Here is a 20,508-nt window from a genome sequence, read left to right on the forward strand (position 1 = left end):
TATGCAATTGAATGGCCATGGGAAGGAGGCTCCCGAATGCAAAATATCAAGACCTGCGTCATCGTTGGTGCCGGAATGGTAGCGAAGACGCACGTGCTTGCCTGTGCGGCAAGCCCTGAAAAAATCCGCCTGAAAGCGATTGTCGACGGTGGCTCCGGCCGCGCGAAAGCGCTGGCTTCGGAAGCGGCAAAACACACCGGTCACCACGTTGCCGTATACGCGTCATTCGAGGAAGCCGCGCGTGACCGGGATGTCGATTTCGCCATCATCGCAACGCCGCCCAATGCCCGCGCCGATATCGTCGGTCCGCTTGCAAGAGCCGGCAAACACATTCTTCTCGAAAAGCCTGTCGCCCGCAACACGCGGGAAGCGGCCGATCTGGTAGCGCTCTGCCGCGATGCGGGTGTAACGCTCGGTATCATTTTCCAGCACCGCATGCGCGCCGCATCGCAAAAGGCACGCGAACTGGTCGCATCCGGCACGCTCGGCGAACTAGGCCTTTGCGAGATTTCGGTGCCGTGGTGGCGTACCCAGGCCTATTATGATGAGCCGGGACGCGGCACGCTTGCGCGTGACGGCGGCGGCGTTCTGATATCGCAGGCAATCCACACGATCGATCTGGCCCTGAGCCTTGCAGGCCCCGTGGCCCGCGTGCAGGCCATGGCGGCAACGACGCGTTTTCACAAGATGGAAACCGAGGATTACGTATCGGCCGGCCTTCGTTTCAAAAACGGCGCCGTCGGCTCGCTCGTCGCGAGCACCGCAAGCTTTCCCGGTGCGCCTGAATCCATTCTACTCCATTTCGACAAGGCAAGCCTGCGGCTCGCATCCGGCCTGCTGCATGTCGACTGGCGCGACGGCCGCCAGGAAACCTTCGGTGGTGCCGCTTCCGGCACCGGCGGCGGCGCCGATCCTATGGCTTTCACGCATGAATGGCATCAGGGCGTTTTCGACGATTTCGTCGACGCCATTTCTTCAGGGCGCCCGCCGGTCGTCACCGGTGAAGCAGCTCTTTTGTCTCACAGACTGATCGACGCGATCATCAACTCAGCCGAAACCGGCAAGGAAGTGGAACTGCAGGATGAGTAAACCAATCAAGTTCGTGGCTCTCGGCATAGAGCACAGGCACATTTTCGGCATGGCGCAGAACATGCTGGATGCCGGTGCGCAATTTGCGGGCTGGTGGACGCAAGGCGAGCCGGACGTGGTTGAAGGTTTCGTAAAGCGCTTCCCGGACGTGCCGCGTGCTGCCTCCAAGGAGGATTTGCTGGCTGACCAAACCATCGATCTCGTCATCATTGCCGACATTCCGTCCAAGCGTGCCGATCTTGCCATCGCTGCCATGGAAGCGGGCAAGGACGTCATGTCCGACAAGCCGGGCTGCACCACGTTCGACCAGCTTGAGCGCCTGCGCCAGACCGTTGCCAAGACCAAAAGAATCTGGACCGTCGATTTTTCCGAGCGCTTCGAAGTCCCGAGCGTCACGAAAGCCGCCGAGCTGGTTGCACAGGGTGCCATCGGCCGCGTCATCCAGACGGTTGGCCTTGGTCCGCACCGCCTGAACCGACAAATTCGCCCGACATGGTTCTTCGAACGCGAGGCCTATGGCGGCATTCTCACCGATATTGCCAGCCACCAGATCGACCAGTTCATGTTCTTTACCGGCTCCACCGAGGTTGAGATCGTATCTGCCACCGTTGCCAATTACGCCAATCCGGGCGATCCGGGCCTGCAGGATTTCGGCGAAGTCGTGCTGCGCGGCGACAAGGGCCATGGGTATATCCGCGTCGACTGGTACACACCCGATGCACTGCCGACATGGGGTGATGGCCGCCTGACGATCCTCGGTACCGAAGGTTACATCGAACTGCGCAAATACGTCGATGTCGGCAACACCGAGGGCACAGACCGTCTGATCCTCGTCAATGGCGACCGTTGCGAATATATCGACGCATCCGGTGCCGGCCTGCCCTACTTCGCCCGTGTATGCGACGATATCCGCAACCGCACGGAAACTGCCATGACGCAGGAACACGTCTTCAAGGTTTGTGACCTCTCGCTTCAGGCGCAGGCCAAGGCTGAAGGAACCGCAGCATGATCGGCGTCGCCATTATCGGCGCCGGTATCGGCGCACAGCATCTCACCGGTTATCTGGCGCTGCCGGAACGTTTCACCGTCAAGGCGATCTGCGATCTTGATGTGGAGCGGGCACGGGCGGTGGCTGGCGAAAATTCTTCCATCCGCATCACGGCGGATCTCGAAGAAGTCCTCGCCGATGAAAGCATTTCGCTCATAGACGTCTGCCTGCCGCCGCATCTGCATTTCCCCGTAATGCTGAAGGCCCACGCGGCCGGCAAGGACGTGGTCTGCGAAAAGCCGCTGGTGCGTTCGCTGGAGGAAGCAAATGCGCTGATGGACTCTGTCAAGAAGACCGGACGGCGCGTCTTTCCGGTTTTCCAGTATCGTTTTGGTCCCGCCCTACGGCAGCTGCGCGCCCTCATCGACGCCGGACTTGCTGGCAAAGCCTATGTGGCAAGCTCGGAAGTTCACTGGAACCGTGGCGCGAGCTACTACGACATTCCCTGGCGCGGCACCTGGAAGGGTGAATGCGGCGGCGCGATCCTCGGTCACGCCATCCATGCCCACGACCTTCTGTGCCATGTCCTAGGTCCGGTGGAACAGGTCTTCGCCATGGCCGACACCCGGGTGAACAGGATCGAGACGGAAGACTGCGCCGCCATCAGCTTCCGCATGAAGAGCGGCGCGCTCGCCACCAGCTCGGTCACGCTTGGTGCAGCCGACGACACGTCCCGTCTGCGGTTCTGCTTCGAAGGCTTCACGGCCGAAAGCGGAACGCTGCCCTATCGTCCGGCGGAAGATAAATGGCACTTTACGGCGCGGGCGCCGACCACGCAGGACCAGATCGACGCCGTCCTCGCAACGGTTAAAGATGGCGAAAACGGCTTCACCGGTTTTGTCGAGGCGATTGCCAATGCGATGGAGGGTCGCGCGGGCAAGGAAGTGACGATTACGGACGGCTTGCAGTCCATCGAACTCGTAACCGCGATCTACACATCGGTACAGGAAGGCACGGCCGTTCGCCTGCCGCTGACCGCTGACAATGAGCGGCTCAAGGGTTGGGCTCCGCGCGCGTCCGCCACGGCATAATCATCTAAAGGGAGGAAACCAGATGAGCAGAAAATACAGCCTGGCGTTTGCCTTGGCCCTCGGGACGGCATCTTTTGCCGGTGCCGCTGAGGCACAGGAAGTTCGCTTCACCTGCGCCTATGACGGCAACGGCTGCGAAGTCCTGAAGGACATCCTGTCGCGTTACGAAAAACAGCATCCTGACGTCAAGATCGTTACGGATATCGTGCCCTACAAGGCGCTTCTCGAAGGCCTGCCGGTGCAGCTCGCTGGCGGCAGCGGCCCGGATTTCGCAACCGTCACCGATCTTGGCGGCCTCAATCGCTATTATCTCGACCTGACGCCCTACGTGGATGCGAAATACTGGCAGGACAATTTCGGCGACGTGCTGAAATGGTATCGTAGCGGCCCGGACGACAAGGGCATCTATGGTATGCAGACGCAGCTTACCATTACCGGCGCCTTCATCAACCGCACCTTGTTCGATCAGGCGAAAGTCGCCGTTCCCGGCAAGGATGCGACTTTTGACGACTGGGCGAAGGCAGCAAATGAAGTGGCCAAGGCCACCGGCTCGCCATACCCCATGGCGATCGACCGCTCCGGTCACCGTATCGCCGGTCCGGCTATTTCCTACGGTGCGAAACTTTTCGACGCCGACGGCAAGCCGATCCTGGTCGACGAGGGCTTCACCACTTTCGTGAAGAAATTCGTCGAGTGGAACAAGGACGGTACCATGGCGCGCGACGTCTGGGCCGGTCAGGGTGGCAACACCTACCGCGATGCGGCGCAGGAATTCATCAACGGTCAGCTCGTCTATTATTATTCCGGCAGCTGGCAGACAGCGCGCTTCGACAGTCAGGTCGGCGATGCTTTCGACTGGGAAGTCGTGTCGCAGCCATGCGGACCGGCCGCATGCACCGGCATGCCGGGCGGAACGGGTATCGTGGGCTTCAAACAGACCAAGAACCCCAAGATCGTCGCGGATATTCTGAACTTCCTCGCGCAGGACGAAAATTACCTCGATTTCACCGTCCGTACCCGCAACGTCCCGGCTCACAAGGCCGTCGGCGCAAAGCCTATCGACTACACCGGCGCAACGCCGGCGACCCAGAAGGCCATGAACGCGTGGCTGGATCAGGTCCCCGGTATCAGCCCCATCGCCTACGCCTATCAGGGCTACAAGAACAACCGTGCGATGTTCAACATCTCCGTCCAGCGCGTCACGCAGGCGATTGTTGGCGAAAGCTCGGTTGACGACGCCATGACACGTGCGAAGGCCGATCTTGAGGAAGCGTTGAAACAGGCGAAGTGATCCATCGCCTTCCGGCGCGGCCTTGCCGCGCCGCGCCGGATCGAAGGAGGACCATCAATGTACAGACTTCTTGCGCCCGTCATGGGCATCATAGAGCTGCCTTTCGCCCTCTTGCAGAAAATGCTCGGGCATCGGCGCATCGCATGGGTGTTTCTGACGCCCAACCTCCTGTTGTTTGCGGTCTTCGCGTTTTTGCCGATCGTTCTCAACATGGCTTATTCAGTGACCGGCAGCGAGCATATCCTGCTGTCGGAACGTCCTTCCGTGGGCGGCGAAAACTTCTCGGTCCTTCTCTCGTGCCAGAACTATTTCGATCCCAATTCCTGTCAGCGCGATCTTTTCTGGCGCTCCGTCTGGAACACGCTTTTCTTCGTGGTGCTGCAGGTCGGGTTCATGGTGGGCTTCTCGCTGATTACGGCGGTCGTGCTCAATCGTGACATCAGGGCACGCGGTTTCTTCCGCGCCGTCTTCTTCTTTCCCGTGCTGCTTTCACCGGTGGTCGTGGCGCTGATATGGAAGTGGATATTGCAGCGTTTCGGCGTCCTGAACGCTGCGCTCGATTCCCTCGGCATCGGTTCGGTGGACTGGCTGCTGGAGGCCAACCTTGCCTTTGGATGGTCGGTATTCCTGTCCGTCTGGGCGCATATGGGCTTTTACACGCTCATCCTGCTTGCCGGCCTTCAAGCCATTCCGCGTGACGTCTATGAGGCGGCACAGCTGGACAAGGCAAGCCCGTGGCGGATTTTCCGCCGGATCACAATGCCGCTTCTCGCCCCGACCATGCTCGTGGTTCTCGTATTGTCCCTCATCAAGGGCGTACAGACCTTCGATGAAGTCTTCGCATTTACCGGCGGTGGGCCGGGTTCTGCGACGACCTTCATCATTCAATTCATCTATCAGACTGGTTTTGCCGGAACACCCCGCAACTTCGGACTGGCCGCGGCCGCTTCGCTGCTGCTTGCCGTGGTTCTCGTGGTGCTGACTGCCCTGCAATTCCGGGCCAACAGGAGCAAAGTCGATGGCTAGGATTGGCGCATTTCTAACCCGCACACGCGGCAGAAACGGCAAATTGCACTGGACCGACTGGCTGTCCTACGCCTATCTCGGCGTTGCCGTTCTGATGATGTTCGGACCCGTTCTCTGGCTCGTTCTCTCCTCCTTCAAGACGGAAGCCGACCTCCAGCGGTTTCCGCCGCGCCTGCTTCCCTATGCGCAGGAAACGGTGGTCATTGACGGTCAGGCCGCACCTTTGCCGGCCTTTGTCGACAAGGAAGGCCGCAAGCTCGGCATGATCAGGCGCGTCGGGCTCGTCGCCCAGGTGGTGGATCCGGCAAAGCCCGGCGAAGTCATGAAGATGCCGTTCAACGAGCTGCGCCCGGCCGAGAAGGTTGCACTGGCGACGGAGAACTACACCGAGCTTTTCCAGCGCTTCAACTTTCCGCTTTATTTCTGGAACTCGACCTTCATCACCGTGACGTCGACCGTCATCATGCTGATCGTGAACTCCATGGCGGCCTTTGCACTGTCGAAATACAGCTTCAAGGGAAGAGGCGTGGTTCTGGCACTCGTCGTCGGAACGTTGATGATCCCGCAGACCGTCGTGCTCGTTCCGCTTTTTCTCATCACCAGCCAGCTCGGCATGATCAACAGCCTGTGGGGTGTGATCATTCCAGGAGCGGCCACACCGACAGGGGTATTTCTGCTGCGCCAATACATGCTGACCATCCCGGATGAAATCCTCGATGCGGCACGCATGGACAAGGCCAGCGAATGGAAAATCTACTGGCGCATCATCCTGCCACTGTCTGCACCGGCGCTAGCGGTGCTGGCCATCCTCGCCATCATGTGGCGTTGGAACGACTTCCTGTGGCCGCTTATCGTGCTGACGCGCAACGACAATTTCACCCTGCAACTGGCGCTCAACTCCTTCCAGGGAGAAATGACGACAGAGTGGAGCAACCTGCTGGCCATGACGGTGCTGACATTGGCGCCAATCGCGCTGGTCTTCATGTTCCTGCAAAAATATATCGCCACCGGCATCGCATCGACCGGCGGAAAATGATCCTCAAGGGAGGGAATGACACAATGGCAAGTATAGAGCTTCGTCAGGTCAAAAAAACATATGGCGCCCTCGACGTCATCAAGGGTATCGATCTCGATATCAAGCACGGTGAGTTCTGTGTTTTCGTCGGCCCGTCCGGTTGCGGAAAATCGACGCTGCTGCGCATGATCTCCGGTCTTGAAGAGCTGAGCGGCGGCGATATCGTCATCGGCGGCGACGTGGTGAACGCGGTTCCGGCTGCCGATCGCGGGCTTGCCATGGTGTTCCAGTCCTATGCGCTCTACCCGCATATGACGGTCCGGGAAAACCTGTCCTTCGGCCTGGAAAATATCGGCACGCCGAAAAAAGACATCGTCGAGAAGGTCTCACAGGTGTCCAAGATGCTGCAGATCGACCAGCTGCTTGAGCGGCGGCCGAAGGATCTGTCGGGCGGCCAGCGACAGCGCGTCGCGATCGGTCGCGCTGTCGTGCGCGAACCGCGGGTTTTCCTGTTTGACGAGCCGCTGTCGAACCTCGATGCGGAACTGCGCGTGGATATGCGCGGCGAGATCTCCAGCCTGCATCGGCGTCTTGGCAATACCATGATCTATGTGACCCACGATCAGGTCGAGGCCATGACGATGGCCGACAAGATTGCCGTGCTGCGCGCCGGAAAGCTCGAGCAGTTCGGCGTTCCCCTCGATCTTTATAATCGCCCCGCAAACCTTTTCGTAGCAGGCTTCATCGGTTCGCCGAAGATGAACTTCTTCGCCGGCGAAGTAGTAGCAGACGGTCAGCCGTCCCTTAAAATCGCGACCGGCGAATTGATCCCGTTGCCGCAGAGCGGCTTTTCCTACGCACCCGGCCAGAAGGTCACGCTCGGCATTCGCCCCAACCATGTGCAGCCCACACCGGATGGTGCGGTGACCATGTCCGTGCGCACGGCAGAGCAGCTCGGCGGGGAATCCTATCTCTATGGCAACCTCGGTGACGGCAGCCACGTCACCCTGCATCTTGCGGGGCAGACATCGACATCGGCTGGCGAAGTCATCCGCATGTCGGCGCCGCTCCAACATATCCACCTCTTCGATACGAAAAGCGGGCAGACGCTGAAGCAGGACTAAGCCTTCGTCGCCACGCCCCCGTAAAGCAGGACCTTTGACATGACCGACAAAAAACTCCGTTCCTCCCGCTGGTTCGCGCCTGACGATCTGCGCAGTTTCGGCCACCGCTCACGCATGATGCAGCTTGGCTATTCGGAGGAGGATTTTGCCGGCAAACCCGTCATCGGCATTCTCAACACCTGGTCGGAGCTGAATACCTGTCACTCGCATTTTCCCGAACGTGTGAAGGATGTGAAGCGCGGCGTCCTACAGGCAGGTGGCTTCCCGGTCGAGATGCCCTCGCTTTCGGTCGATGAGAGTTTCACCAAGCCGACCTCCATGCTCTATCGCAACATGCTCGCCATGGAGACGGAGGAAATGATCCGTTCGCATCCGCTGGATGGCGTGGTGCTGATGGGTGGTTGCGACAAGACCACCCCCGGCCTCGTCATGGGAGCGATCTCGGCCGGCGTGCCGATGATCTATCTTCCAGCCGGGCCGATGCTGCGCGGCAACTATGCCGGCAAGGTGCTGGGCTCCGGCTCCGATGCCTGGAAATACTGGGACGAGCGCCGGGCCGGTAACGTGACCGATGAAGAATGGCGCGGCGTGCAGGGCGGCATTGCCCGCTCCGCCGGCGTCTGCATGACCATGGGTACGGCATCGACCATGACGGCAATCACCGATGCGCTCGGTCTCACTTTGCCCGGCGCTTCCTCCATCCCGGCGGTGGACGCCGAACACCAGCGCATGTCGGCAGGCTGTGGCCGTCGCATTGTGGAAATGGTGGCCGAGGAGCTGACCCCGGATCGTATTCTTACTGCGGCCGCGTTTCGGAATGCGGCCATCGTTGCCATGGCGACCGGTTGTTCCACCAATGCCGTCGTGCATCTGATTGCCATGGCGCGCCGCGCCGGTGTACCGATGACGCTGGACGAGCTGGACGAACTCGGCCGCGTGACGCCGCTTATCGCCAATGTCCGCCCCTCCGGCAAAGATTACCTGATGGAGGATTTTTATTATGCGGGCGGTCTGCGAGCCCTGATGAAGCAGATCGAAAGCCGTCTGGACTGTTCCGTGCTCACCGTTACCGGCCGCAGCATGGGCGAAAACCTCGAAGGCGCGCGGGTCTATAATGACGACGTCATCCGCTCGCTGGATAACCCTGTTTACGCTGAAGGATCGCTTGCCGTTCTACGCGGCAATCTCTGCCCGGATGGTGCTGTGATCAAGCCCGCCGCCTGCGATCCGAAACTCCATTTCCATGAAGGTCCGGCGCTGGTCTTCGATAGCTACCCCGAGATGAAGGCGGCAATCGACGATGAAAATCTGGATGTGACGCCCGATCACGTTCTGGTTCTGCGTAATGCGGGCCCGCTTGGCGGCCCAGGCTTTCCCGAATGGGGCATGTTGCCCATCCCCAAGGCGCTGATCAAGAAGGGTCACCGCGATATGGTGCGCATCTCCGATGCCCGCATGTCCGGCACCTCCTATGGCGCCTGCGTTCTTCATGTCGCGCCGGAAAGCTTCGTCGGCGGGCCGCTTGCCCTGCTGAAGACCGGCGATATCGTGCGGCTCGATCTGCCCCAGCGCCGTCTCGACATGCTGGTCAGCGAAGAGGAGATCGCCCAGCGTCGGGCCGCATGGCAGGCGCCGCCGCCGCGTTACGAGCGTGGTTATGGCTACATCTTCTCGAAACACGTTACCCAGGCGGATGCCGGATGCGATTTCGATTTCCTGCAGACGGATTTCGGCCGCACCGCTGGCGAACCCGACATATTCTGAGACGGGAGCGCGCAAAATGATGAAACGTTTGCTGATTACGGGCGCCGGCGGCAAGCTGGGCAGCATGTTGCGCGGCAGGCTCGGCCACCTCGCGGAGATCATCCGCCTTTCGGATGTGGTTGATATGGGTGCGGCGGCAGCGAATGAAGAGATCATCCGCTGCTCTCTGGAGGACGGTGGCGCCGTCCATGCGCTGGTGAAGGATTGCGACGGCATCGTCCATCTCGGCGGCATCTCCGTCGAAAAGGCTTACGATCCCATCGAGGCCGCCAATCTGCGCGGTGTCTATAATCTTTACGAGGCAGCAAGGCTTGCTGGCATGCCACGCATCCTGTTTGCCTCCAGCAACCACACCATCGGATATTATCCGCAGGGTGAGCAGCTATCGCCGCAGACGCCGTTTTTGCCGGATGGCCTTTACGGCGTCTCGAAGATTTTCGGCGAGGCAATGGCGAGCCTCTACCATTCCAAATTCGGACAGGAAACGGCCATCGTCCGCATTGGCTCCTGCGAAGAGAAGCCCACCAACTGGCGCATGTTATCCACCTGGCTCAGCCATGACGATCTGGTCTCCCTGGTAGAGGCCGTATTTCACGCGCCAAAACTCGGTTGCCTGGTCATCTGGGGCGTCTCTGCCAATGACGACAGCTGGTGGGATAATTCCCACGTCGATTTTCTCGGCTGGCAGCGGCGGGATAATGCCGCACGCTTCCGGGCCGATATCGAACGGGATGTCCCTCGCCCTGATCCGGATGCCGCAATCGCGAAATACCAGGGCGGCGTTTTCATAGACGAACCGATCCACAAAAACTGATGTGCAGACACTCACGCTATTCGAGGAGAATAAGATGAATACAGAAACCAGGGAAAAATTGATGACGGTTTCCGTCGCCACCCTCGCAACCGCACTCTACAAGCGCGGCCTGCGCAACCAGGTCATTCAGGGCGTCCACCCGCTTGGCCACAAGGGCGCGAACATGGTCGGGCCTGCATTCACGCTGCGTTACATGCCCGCCCGCGAAGACCGCAACCAGCTGGTGGAATTCCGCAACCCAGCACATCCCCAGCGCGTCGCCATTGAGACCTGCCCGCCCGGCCACGTACTGGTCATGGACAGCCGCAAAGACCCGAGCGCCGCATCTGCTGGTGATATTCTTATCACCCGCCTGATGGTGCGCGGTGCTGCCGGCGTCGTTACGGATGGCGGTTTCCGCGATGCTGCGACGATTGCGGAGCTGGATATTCCAGCCTACCACACCCGACCATCCAGCCCTACAAACCTCACGAAACACGAAGCAATTGAAATCAACGGCCCGATTGGCTGCGGCGATGCCCCGATTTTCCCCGGGGATATCATTGTCGGCGATGCGGATTGCGTCATCGTCATCCCCGCCGGAATTGCCGACGAAATCGCGACAGAAGCGGTGGAAATGACCGCTTACGAGGATTTCGTGGTCGAACAGGTGAAGGGCGGCGCAACCATCATCGGTCTTTATCCCTGCACGAAGGACGAACACCAGAAGGCTTTCGCCGTATGGCGCGAACAGAGAGACCGTTCGGGCGCGTGAGCCGAACAGAACGCTTGCCGGTTTCGTCCGCAATGCCTTGAAGCAAGCCTGCATGGGTGGCGTCCCACTCATGCAGGCGGACTCGCATGTACAATAATACCAAGTCGCCGAAGCGACTGGGCCGACGATTTTCCCGCACTAAAAACCGGCCCGAAATGGGTTTCTGTCGATATTCGTAAAATGATTCCCTGGAGTTTGTGGTGTTTGGTAACACCCGCAAAAACACATTGACTATGCCTATATTTCCATTAATCTGGATATATGGAACAAGAACAGGCTATTCTCGCTTTGGCGGCGCTTGCGCAGCCAACCCGTCTCGAAACTTTTCGGCTGCTTGTGCGGCACGCACCGGAAGGCTTGCCGGCGGGTGACATCGCGCGCGCGCTGGTGGTGCCGCAAAACACCATGTCCGCGCATCTGAATGTTCTGTCACGCGCGGGCCTCGTATCATCGCAACGCCAGAGCAGAATCATCATGTATCGCGCGCAGATAGAACAGCTTCGCGACATGACGCTGTTTCTCCTGAAAGATTGTTGTGGTGGATCGGCAGAGCTTTGCGCTCCGCTGATCGCCGAGTTGACGCCCTGCTGCACTCCACACGCGGGAAAGTCCGCCTGATGTCCACATTTGAACGTTACCTAACCGTCTGGGTGTTTCTGTGCATCATCGTCGGTGTCGCCCTCGGCCATTTGCTGCCCGGCGTCTTCCAGCTCATTGGCGCGGCCGAGATTGCCAAGGTGAATATCCCGGTCGCAATCCTGATCTGGCTGATGATCATTCCGATGCTGCTGAAGATCGATTTCCGCTCTCTCACGCAGGTCGGCACCTACTGGCGGGGTATCGGCGTCACGCTGTTCATCAACTGGGCCGTCAAGCCGTTCTCGATGGCGCTGTTGGGCTGGCTCTTCATCGGCTGGCTGTTCCGCCCCTATCTTCCCGCTGACCAGATCGACTCCTATATCGCGGGACTGATCATTCTTGCCGCAGCGCCCTGCACTGCAATGGTCTTTGTGTGGTCTAACCTGACACGCGGCGAACCACTGTTCACGCTCTCGCAGGTCGCACTCAACGATGCGATCATGGTCATCGCCTTTGCTCCCATTGTCGGCCTTTTGCTTGGCCTGTCCGCAATCACCGTTCCGTGGGACACGCTCGTCCTCTCCGTTACCCTCTATATCGTCGTGCCCGTCTTCCTCGCGCAGTTCATCCGGCACCGGCTCATGGCGGACGGAACGTCACGGATGCTCGATCGCATTCTCGCAAGGCTGCAGCCGATTTCGCTGCTAGCGCTGCTTGCAACACTGGTTCTTCTCTTCGCCTTCCAGGGCGAGCAGATTATCGCCCAACCAGCCGTCATCGGCTTGCTTGCAATCCCCATCCTTATCCAGGTCTATCTGAACTCCGGGCTCGCCTATCTTCTGAACCGGATGAGCGGCGAACGGCACTGCATTGCCGGTCCGTCGGCACTGATCGGTGCAAGCAATTTCTTCGAACTCGCGGTTGCGGCCGCTATTAGCCTGTTCGGTTTTCAATCAGGCGCAGCACTGGCAACCGTCGTCGGTGTCCTCATCGAGGTTCCAGTCATGCTCTCGGTCGTCTGGATCGTGAACCGCTCGAAGGATTGGTACGAGGCGGCCCCAGCCGTTTCTCGAAACACAATTACCGAAAGGCAATGAGCATGGACGTCACCATCTATCACAACCCGGATTGCGGCACTTCGCGCAACACCCTCGCACTCATTGAGCACGCCGGTATTCAACCCACTGTGATCGAGTATCTGAAAACCCCGCCGAGCCGCGAGCAACTCGTCAAGATGATCGCCGACGCCGGGCTGACCGTCCGCGAGGCGATCCGCGAGAAGGGCACGCCCTATACGGTGCTTGGGCTTGGATATCCTGAACTGACCGATGACCAGTTGATCGATGCCATGCTCGAGACACCAATCCTGATCAACCGGCCATTCGTCATCACCCCAATGGGTACGCGGTTGTCGCGCCCCTCGGAAGTGGTTCTGGATATACTTCCGGCAGACGCATTCAAGGGGCCGTTTACCAAAGAAGACGGCGAACAGGTCCTCGATGATGAAGGAAAGCGCATTGCCTGACACATTCCCCGCACTTGAGGGCCAGCACCTGCACGCGATTGATCTCGATGCTCTGCGTCCGGCCTTTTCGACACATAAGCCCCGCATTCTGATCCTCTACGGTTCGCTACGCGAGGTATCCTATAGTCGTTTGCTTGCCTTCGAAGCAGGGCGGCTGCTCGAACGGCTTGGATGCGAAGTTCGGATATTCGATCCGAAGGGCCTGCCTTTGCCCGACGAAGCACCGGTGAGCCACCCGAAGGTGCAGGAATTGCGTGAGCTCTCGCAATGGTCGGAAGGGCAGGTTTGGGTAAGCCCCGAGCGCCACGGCGCGATGACCGGCATCATGAAGTCGCAGATCGACTGGATTCCTCTCTCGCTCGGATCTGTTCGCCCGACACAGGGCAAGACGCTCGCCGTCATGGAGGTTTCCGGCGGCAGCCAGTCCTTCAATGCTGTGAACCAGATGCGTATCCTCGGGCGATGGATGCGGATGATCACCATCCCCAACCAGTCGTCGGTCGCAAGGGCGTATCAGGAGTTCGATGCTAGCGGACGGATGAAGCCGTCTCCCTATTACGACCGGGTGGTGGATGTCTGCGAGGAGCTGGTGAAGTTCACCATCATGACCCGCGATGCCTCGGCCTATTTGACCGACCGCTTCAGCGAGCGGAAGGAAGAAGCGGTCGAGTTGGAGAAGCGGGTCTCCCTGAAGTCGATCTGACGACCTAGGTTGTTGCGGTGGCTGGCCGCCGACAGGATGCTGCCACCGCAACGAATGCCGTGATGCTGACCGCGCCGAGACATGCGTTTCCAATGAGTGACAGGCTCAGGCCAAAGTTTTCCATGGACGCCGCGAACGCGAAGGGTGCCCCGGCTCCGAGCGCCAGTCGAGCTGCCGCCATCTTGCCCGTGATCGCGCCATACCCTTCCGATCCGAACAGATAGAGTGGCAGGCTGCCCTGCGCGATGCTGTTGATGCCTGACCCAAGCCCGAGGCAGATTGCGAACGCGACTGCCCCCGGTAGCCAGTCTCGCGTTGCCAGCAAGATCAGGATGCCGAACACGATCAGCACCGCCGACAGGACGGCAAGCGCTGGCGGCGACAGGTTCTTTCCGAAGACCATGTTGATCAGGCGGCTTGCGACCTGTGCCGGACCGAACAGAGATCCTATAACTACTGCCGCGCCACCTAGCCCGATGGAACCGAGCATCGGCACCATGTGCGCGAGGATCGCGGCAAGCGTAAATCCGAGAAGCGCGAAGGCGAACGACACCATGATCATGCTTCGGCGGCGCGCATCGTGGGGGATTGCTCCGATTATGGCTTCGCGAGGGACGGCCGCATCCGCATTCGGTCCGGTCTTGCCGACGCGCATGATCCAGACGTGTAGAGGCATGCAAAGGAACAGGTTCAGCGCTGCAAAGACCAGATAGATCTCACGCCACGACATCCATTCGGAAAGCGCGGCCGAGATCGGCCAGAAGATCGTCGATGCGAACCCGCCGATCAGCGTGAGGTAGGTGATGCTCCGGGATGCGGTTCTGGGATCGCTTTCGACCAGCGTCGCGAATGCGGCCTGATACTGCACCATTCCGGACGATACCTCGAGCAGGATGATGGCAGCGGCAAAGATTGCGACTGACGGTGACCAGGCACAGAGCGACAGCATCAAGGCCGCAAGGCCTGAGCCGACCGTCATCACCGTGGCGGCTCCGATCCTATCCATCTGCCTGCCGATATAGGTTGCCGACAGACCTCCGATGAATAGCGACACCGAGAAGACGCCAAATACCTCCGCCAATGTCAGGCCGAGGTCTTCCGCCATGCCGGGGGCAAGAATACTGAAACTGTAATAGAGAGTGCCGTAACCGATGATCTGCGTGAGGCCAAGCGCTGAGACGATGCCAGCGGGTACTTTCGAATTATGCAACGATATTGCCCCCATCGGAGGAAGTGCCGGCCGGACTGGCGCATCCATCGCTTCGCTCGACATTCTCCAGAATCGCCGGATGTTCGGCACAACAGTCTTCTACCAGGAATTTCACAAGCTCGGCCAAAGTGTCGTAGCTGGCGCTGTAAAGGATAGACCTCGATATTCGTCGTTGCGAGACGAGGCCAGACCGCTCCAGTTCCTTGAGATGAAACGACACGTTCGTCGCCGAGACGCCCATGCGCTCGGCGATTGCACCGGCGGCCAGTCCGTCAGGACCGGCAACGACAAGTGCTCGAACGATCGCGAGGCGCGTCTCCTGAGAGAGGGCAGCAAATGCCGAAAGAGCCTGATGCTGATCCATACTTCAATAATCCTTGAATTATTGAAGTATGGATAGCGAACAGCGATGCCATCGGCAAGGCAATTTCTTCCGAGATCAAACTTGCCCCTCTGGAACATACGTAGGCGTTCGCGGCGACGGGGCTATGAGCGGCGTATGCTCTACGCCTTGCGCGCGTTCTTGTGAAACGCCTCTGATGCGAAACCGGCGAGTTCGCGAATGAAGAAATCGAGCACCGTCGACGGCTTTTCAGCGGACCGCGTGGCAATAACGAAGGTGGACTGGATACGGGTCTTTGCTGCCATCAACGGCCGGAAAATTCCTTTCTGGACCCAATCATCCGCATAATGATCAGGCAGATACCCAACATAGTGGCCGGACATCACGAACATCGCCTGCGCCTCCATGTTGGAGGCCGAAGCGCGCGCCCGTGCCTGCGGAAAATATTGCAGCTCACGCATATTGGCATAGGGCCGCACGACAAAATCGAAGGATTCGATGCGCTCGACGGAAAGTTCGGCATCGGGAAGATGAAAGAGCTGGTGTCCCTTCGCGCAATACAGTGAATGCGCCTCTTCCCTGAAGCGCGAAAGCTTCAGGCCCTGATACGGCAGCGTTTCCGGTAAAAGTGCGATGTCCAGGCCGCCATTGGCAATTTCCGACAACAGGGCGTCCGGCGTGTCGATCACCAGCTCGATACGTGCTTCCGGCGCCTTTTCGCTGATGCGGGCGATGATCCGGTGAATGGGCAGGTCGTGATCGGTAATCGTGTTGTCCACAAGTCCCAGTCGCAACGTACCGGTAATACGGTTCTTGAGCGTACCGATATCGCTTTCGAAGGCGTTCAGCGCCAGGAACAGCACTTTCGAACGCTCATGTACGAGCGCGCCGCGATCCGTCAATTCAAAACCGGATCGCCCTCGCCGACACAGCTTGAAACCGAGCCTGTCTTCCAGCGCCTTGATATGGAAACTGACAGCGGACTGGCTCAGCCCGAGCGTGATTTGCGCGCCGAGAAAACTCTTGTGCTCCACGACGGCGCGGAAGACGGCGAGAGAACGAAGGTCGGATTGCGCGAGCTGCATGGGAACCGTTACATCAATTTTACAAATATAAACTCCATCAGTTTCCTATTTTTCTGGAATAATGTCCATGGTTTCCTCCTCCCCAATCACAAACCAATAAGGGAACGAAACCATGCAAAACCTGCCCACTCTGAAATCTCTCGCACTCTGCGCAGCTTTCGCCGTCAGCCTCGGCGCATCCGCCCATGCCGCCGATCTTCTGGAAAAGATCAAGGCCGATAAGGTTTTCACTGTCGCAACCGAGGCCCGGTTTGCGCCGTTCGAATTTGTCGAGGACGGCAAGATCGTCGGTTATTCCGCTGACATCATGCAAGAAGTCATGAAAGCCTTGCCGGGCGTTGAGCTGAAGCGTCTCGATCTGCCCTGGCAGGGCATCCTGCCAGGCCTTGCCGCCAGCCGCTTCGATTATGTCGTGACCTCGGTCACCGTGACGCCGGAACGCATGAAGGCCTACAAGCTCTCAGCACCCGTTGCCGATGCGACGATGGCAATCCTGAAACGCAAGGGCGATGCCGAGATCTCCAAGCCGGAAGATATCGCGGGTAAGCCCGTCGGCTCGCAGGCGGGCTCCGCGCAGCTCAAGGCGCTTGAGACGTTTTCCGCCGAACTTAAGGCTGCCGGCAAGGATGCCACGACGGTCTCCAGCTACACGGATTTCTCGGAAGCTTATGCCGACCTCGGTGCCGGGCGCCTGCGCGCCGTCGTCAACTCGCTTCCAAACCTTCTGGAAGCTGCACGCCAGCGGCCGGATGCTTTTGAAGTCGTTCTGCCGACCTTCGGACCGAAGACCTATTTCTCATGGGCGGGCCGCAACGATACTGACAGTGCGACACTAAATGCCTTCATGGACAGTGAATTGGCAAAGCTCAATGCATCCGGCAAACTGGCCGAATTCCAGAAGAAATGGTTCGGCGCGCAGATGGAGCTGCCCGCCACTCTGCCGGCGACTGAGTGACCGGCAGGTCGAACCGGTCATGGACAAGATATCTTTTGCCATCTGGCCGGTTCTTCTGGACGGCCTCTTCACCACGCTGACCGTCAGCCTTTCGGCGCTTTTTCTGGGAGCGCCGCTGGCCCTTCTCCTCGCGGCCTGCGGTCGCAGCGGCCGCCTGCCCCGCCTGGCATCCGGTCTCTACATCTCCTTCTGGCGAGGCACGCCCATTCTAGTCCAGCTGCTGATCGTCTTCTACGTCCTGCCACTTCTGGGGCTGGATCTGACGCCGGTTGCTGCCGCAACTTTGGCGCTGGCGCTAAACACAGCCGCCTTCCAGTCGGAGATATACAGGGCAGGCCTGCAATCCATTCCAAAGGGAGAGCGGGAAGCCGCCGCCATGCTCGGCCTTTCCGCAGGTCGTACATTCCTGCACATTGAAGTGCCTCAGGCCTTCAGAACGATGTTGCCGGCACTTGTCGGCGAGATACAGGCTCTCGTGAAGAACTCCTCACTCGTTTCGGTCATCGCCGTCACCGACTTGACGCGCCGTGCCCAGCAATATGCAGCCACCACCTTCCGGCCACTCGACGCCTATCTCTCGGCTCTCCTGCTTTATGTCGCTGTTGGAGCGCTGCTTGCGGGAATAGGCCTCCTTGTCGAACGGCACCTGACAAAGGAAGCGACGCGATGATTTCCGGCTTCCTGAACGATATTCCTCTCTATGCGGCCGGGTTGTTCACAACACTGACAGTTTCCATTGCGGGTATCGCACTGGCCATCATCATCGGTATCGTGCTGGCTGCGGCGCTACGGTCGCGGTACATGGCCATCTCCCTGCCGGTAAGGCTTTATGTGGAGTTTGCCCGCGGCGCACCGCTCGCGCTGATCCTGTTTCTTTTCTATTATGGCGGCCCGCAATTGGGGCTGATCCTCAGCCCCTATGCCGCCGGCATCGTCGGTCTCGGCCTCTATGGCGCTGGCCCCTTTGCGGAGATTTTCCGCGCCGGTTTCAATGCCGTTCCAAGAGGCGAGATCGAAGCGGCGGGAATGCTGGGCATTACCTCCGGCGACACCTTTCTCCACATCCAGATGCCGCAGGCGCTGGCACTGACGCTGCCGGCTTCCGTCGGCCAGGCCATTAATCTCGTCAAGGAATCCGCCGTTCTGTCCGTCATCACGCTCAGCGAGCTGACCAAGGTCGCCGGTACGATCAGCTCGATCACCTTCGCGGTCGTAACCCCTTATCTCACCATTGCCCTGCTCTACTGGGCAATCGTCGAAATCCTGTCGCGGCTCGGCCTCTATCTCGAACGCCGCCTTTCCACCGAAGGCTCCTGACATGAGCGAACGAACAGTTGTTATTTCCGCGCGCGGCCTGGAGAAACGGTTCGGTGACAAGACCGTTCTGAAAGGCATCGATCTCGACATTCATATGGGTGATGTCTTGTGCATCATCGGACCTTCGGGATCGGGCAAGAGCACGCTTCTGCGCTCGCTTGCATTTCTCGATCCCTATGACGCGGGTGATGTCGATGTCTTCGGCCGCCTGATCGGCTGGCGTGAAACCCCGCTTGGCCGCGAACGCGCCGGTCCGAAAGAACTGGCAGAGACGCGCCGCCCGCTTGGAATGGTCTTTCAGCACTTTCATCTGTGGCCGCATATGAGCGTCATCAAAAACGTGACATTGGCGCTCAGGCTCGTCCATGGTCTTCCCCAGGCCGAAGCGATAAAGCGCGGCCGCGCCATGCTGGATAAAGTCGGGCTTGCCGCTTTCGCTGACCGCCGACCCGACGGCCTGTCCGGTGGGCAGAAGCAACGCGTCGCCATCGCCCGCGCACTGGCGGTGAACCCCCGCGCCATGCTGTTCGACGAACCGACCTCCGCACTCGATCCCGAACTTGTCGGTGAAGTGCTTTCCGTCATGAAGACGCTCGCGGCGGAAGGAATGACCATGGTCATCGTCACGCACGAAATGGGTTTTGCCGCGCATGCGGCCAACCGTGTCGTCTTTATGGATGACGGCAAGATCGTTGAGGAAGGCGCGCCGCAGACGCTTTTCAGTAATCCGAAGAGCGAACGCCTTTCACAATTTCTGCAAACCTGGCGCGAGCGCGCACTTTGATATCTGAAAGGACATTTTCATGACTGCCCACGGCTATGACGGCGGACGATTGAACCTGCCATTCGTCGGTATTTCCACCTTTGCCAAAAGTCCCTACGTTGAAAACTGGGACGCGATCGACGCGGATGTTGCGGTTCTCGGTGCCCCGTTCGATTTTGGGACGCAATGGCGCCCCGGCGCCCGCTTCGGGCCGCGCAGCATCCGTGAGGCCTCCACCCTGTTTTCCTTCGGCCACGCGGGCGCCTACGATCACGAGGACGACGTCACATATCTGGAAGGCGTGAAGATCGTCGATATAGGCGACGCCGACATTGTTCATACCGATACGGTGAACAGCCACGCGAATATCGAGTTCGGCGTCCGCAAGATCCTTAAAGCCGGCGCACTGCCTGTGGTGCTTGGCGGAGACCACTCCATCAATATCCCCTGCATCAATGCCTTCAGCGATCAGGAGCCGATCCATCTGGTGCAGATCGACGCGCATCTGGATTTCGTCGATGAGCGTCACGGCGTCCGCTTCGGACATGGCAGCCCCATGCGCCGCGCCTCGGAAAAACCGTGGGTCACCGGAATGACCCAGCTCGGTATCCGCAACGTCTCCTCCACCGCAAAGGAAGGATACGACTATGCCCGCTCCCAGGGCTCGGATATTCTCTCCGTGCGCCAGATCCGCAAACTCGGCGTGGACGCCGTAGTGGAGCGCATCCCCGCGGGCAAGCGCTATTATCTTTCGATCGATATCGATGGCTTCGACCCGTCCATCGCGCCAGGAACCGGGACCCCGAGCCATGGCGGCTTCATCTATTACGAGGTACTGGAACTGATTGCAGGTCTTGCAAAGCGTGGCGAGATCGTCGGCATTGATCTGGTCGAGGTCGCGCCTGATTACGATCACACCGGCTCAACCGCCATTCTGGCTGCACAGATTCTACTCAACACGATCGGACGTATCTTCATAGCTCGGAACGCATAAAAAACCGCGATCCGCCGATACTGGATCCTTGGCCACGCAGCGGGCAAGAAGGGCCGCCCTTGGGGCTTCCTGGAGTTC

At 59.4% G+C, this 20,508-nt stretch carries 22 protein-coding genes; 19 read left to right on the forward strand and 3 right to left on the reverse strand.

Going from position 1 to position 20,508, the window contains the following annotated elements:
- Positions 1-36: 36 nt before the first annotated feature.
- The 14 genes from QE432_RS03960 to arsH all read left to right on the forward strand — a co-directional run bounded on the left by QE432_RS03960 (position 37) and on the right by arsH (position 13,763).
- Positions 37-1,089, forward strand: coding sequence for a Gfo/Idh/MocA family protein (locus QE432_RS03960; RefSeq protein ID WP_112681621.1), 1,053 nt, complete (start codon positions 37-39; stop codon positions 1,087-1,089).
- On the forward strand, positions 1,082-2,098 hold the full coding sequence (locus tag QE432_RS03965; RefSeq protein WP_019566602.1) for a Gfo/Idh/MocA family protein: 1,017 nt from the start codon (positions 1,082-1,084) through the stop codon (positions 2,096-2,098). The genes QE432_RS03960 and QE432_RS03965 overlap by 8 nt, the downstream gene beginning before the upstream one ends.
- Positions 2,095-3,168, forward strand: coding sequence for a Gfo/Idh/MocA family protein (locus QE432_RS03970; protein WP_060642177.1), 1,074 nt, complete (start codon positions 2,095-2,097; stop codon positions 3,166-3,168). The genes QE432_RS03965 and QE432_RS03970 overlap by 4 nt, the downstream gene beginning before the upstream one ends.
- A gap of 22 nt (positions 3,169-3,190) precedes the next feature.
- Complete coding sequence (locus tag QE432_RS03975) at positions 3,191-4,459, forward strand: ABC transporter substrate-binding protein (protein ID WP_019566604.1); 1,269 nt, start codon at positions 3,191-3,193, stop codon at positions 4,457-4,459.
- A 57-nt stretch (positions 4,460-4,516) separates the two neighbouring features.
- Positions 4,517-5,485: a carbohydrate ABC transporter permease gene (locus QE432_RS03980; protein ID WP_003518048.1), complete on the forward strand. Its 969-nt coding sequence runs from the start codon at positions 4,517-4,519 to the stop codon at positions 5,483-5,485.
- On the forward strand, positions 5,478-6,521 hold the full coding sequence (locus QE432_RS03985; protein ID WP_003518047.1) for a carbohydrate ABC transporter permease: 1,044 nt from the start codon (positions 5,478-5,480) through the stop codon (positions 6,519-6,521). The genes QE432_RS03980 and QE432_RS03985 overlap by 8 nt, the downstream gene beginning before the upstream one ends.
- A 23-nt stretch (positions 6,522-6,544) precedes the next feature.
- Entirely contained in the window at positions 6,545-7,624 is a 1,080-nt protein-coding gene (locus QE432_RS03990; protein ID WP_025595271.1) for an ABC transporter ATP-binding protein, read from the forward strand.
- A gap of 39 nt (positions 7,625-7,663) precedes the next feature.
- Complete coding sequence (gene araD / locus QE432_RS03995; protein ID WP_019566605.1) at positions 7,664-9,388, forward strand: L-arabinonate dehydratase; 1,725 nt, start codon at positions 7,664-7,666, stop codon at positions 9,386-9,388.
- A gap of 16 nt (positions 9,389-9,404) precedes the next feature.
- Positions 9,405-10,202, forward strand: a complete 798-nt coding sequence (locus QE432_RS04000) for an NAD-dependent epimerase/dehydratase family protein (RefSeq protein WP_025595272.1) — start codon at positions 9,405-9,407, stop codon at positions 10,200-10,202.
- Between the two features lie 34 nt (positions 10,203-10,236).
- On the forward strand, positions 10,237-10,956 hold the full coding sequence (locus QE432_RS04005; protein ID WP_003518042.1) for a ribonuclease activity regulator RraA: 720 nt from the start codon (positions 10,237-10,239) through the stop codon (positions 10,954-10,956).
- Between the two features lie 261 nt (positions 10,957-11,217).
- Positions 11,218-11,574 carry an ArsR/SmtB family transcription factor gene (locus QE432_RS04010; protein WP_003518041.1) on the forward strand — a complete coding sequence of 119 codons (357 nt, stop codon included), beginning with the start codon at positions 11,218-11,220 and terminating at the stop codon, positions 11,572-11,574.
- Positions 11,574-12,632: an ACR3 family arsenite efflux transporter gene (arsB, locus tag QE432_RS04015; RefSeq protein WP_111804758.1), complete on the forward strand. Its 1,059-nt coding sequence runs from the start codon at positions 11,574-11,576 to the stop codon at positions 12,630-12,632. The genes QE432_RS04010 and arsB overlap by 1 nt, the downstream gene beginning before the upstream one ends.
- A 2-nt stretch (positions 12,633-12,634) precedes the next feature.
- The gene (gene arsC, locus QE432_RS04020; RefSeq protein WP_003518039.1) at positions 12,635-13,060 is read left to right on the forward strand and encodes an arsenate reductase (glutaredoxin); all 426 of its coding nucleotides are present in this window, start codon (positions 12,635-12,637) and stop codon (positions 13,058-13,060) included.
- On the forward strand, positions 13,035-13,763 hold the full coding sequence (arsH, locus tag QE432_RS04025) for an arsenical resistance protein ArsH (RefSeq protein WP_112392108.1): 729 nt from the start codon (positions 13,035-13,037) through the stop codon (positions 13,761-13,763). Before arsC ends, arsH begins: the two co-directional genes overlap by 26 nt.
- A gap of 4 nt (positions 13,764-13,767) precedes the next feature.
- Here the strand turns inward: arsH and arsK are convergent, their stop codons facing one another.
- From arsK to QE432_RS04040, 3 genes are all read right to left on the reverse strand, one after another.
- Positions 13,768-14,988, reverse strand: a complete 1,221-nt coding sequence (gene arsK, locus QE432_RS04030; protein ID WP_113473244.1) for an arsenite efflux MFS transporter ArsK — start codon at positions 14,986-14,988, stop codon at positions 13,768-13,770.
- A complete protein-coding gene (locus QE432_RS04035; protein WP_080849903.1) occupies positions 14,966-15,337 on the reverse strand; it encodes an ArsR/SmtB family transcription factor in 372 nt (123 codons plus the stop codon). The genes arsK and QE432_RS04035 overlap by 23 nt, the downstream gene beginning before the upstream one ends.
- 140 nt (positions 15,338-15,477) lie before the next feature.
- Positions 15,478-16,401, reverse strand: coding sequence for a LysR family transcriptional regulator (locus QE432_RS04040; protein WP_003518035.1), 924 nt, complete (start codon positions 16,399-16,401; stop codon positions 15,478-15,480).
- A gap of 112 nt (positions 16,402-16,513) precedes the next feature.
- Here QE432_RS04040 and QE432_RS04045 point away from each other — a divergent pair, with 112 nt between their 5' ends.
- The 5 genes from QE432_RS04045 to speB are packed head-to-tail and all read left to right on the forward strand — an operon-like array spanning position 16,514 to position 20,430.
- A complete protein-coding gene (locus tag QE432_RS04045; protein WP_003518033.1) occupies positions 16,514-17,356 on the forward strand; it encodes a transporter substrate-binding domain-containing protein in 843 nt (280 codons plus the stop codon).
- 19 nt (positions 17,357-17,375) lie between these two features.
- Positions 17,376-18,026, forward strand: coding sequence for an amino acid ABC transporter permease (locus tag QE432_RS04050; RefSeq protein WP_306623397.1), 651 nt, complete (start codon positions 17,376-17,378; stop codon positions 18,024-18,026).
- Complete coding sequence (locus tag QE432_RS04055; RefSeq protein ID WP_174046115.1) at positions 18,023-18,673, forward strand: amino acid ABC transporter permease; 651 nt, start codon at positions 18,023-18,025, stop codon at positions 18,671-18,673. Before QE432_RS04050 ends, QE432_RS04055 begins: the two co-directional genes overlap by 4 nt.
- Before the next feature lies 1 nt (position 18,674).
- Positions 18,675-19,457 (forward strand): amino acid ABC transporter ATP-binding protein, encoded by a 783-nt coding sequence (locus tag QE432_RS04060; protein ID WP_003518027.1) that lies wholly within the window; start codon positions 18,675-18,677, stop codon positions 19,455-19,457.
- A gap of 19 nt (positions 19,458-19,476) precedes the next feature.
- The gene (gene speB / locus QE432_RS04065) at positions 19,477-20,430 is read left to right on the forward strand and encodes an agmatinase (protein WP_013761977.1); all 954 of its coding nucleotides are present in this window, start codon (positions 19,477-19,479) and stop codon (positions 20,428-20,430) included.
- Positions 20,431-20,508: the final 78 nt, after the last annotated feature.

The organism is Agrobacterium sp. SORGH_AS_0745, from assembly GCF_030818995.1.
Classification (GTDB): Bacteria; Pseudomonadota; Alphaproteobacteria; order Rhizobiales; family Rhizobiaceae; genus Agrobacterium; species Agrobacterium tumefaciens.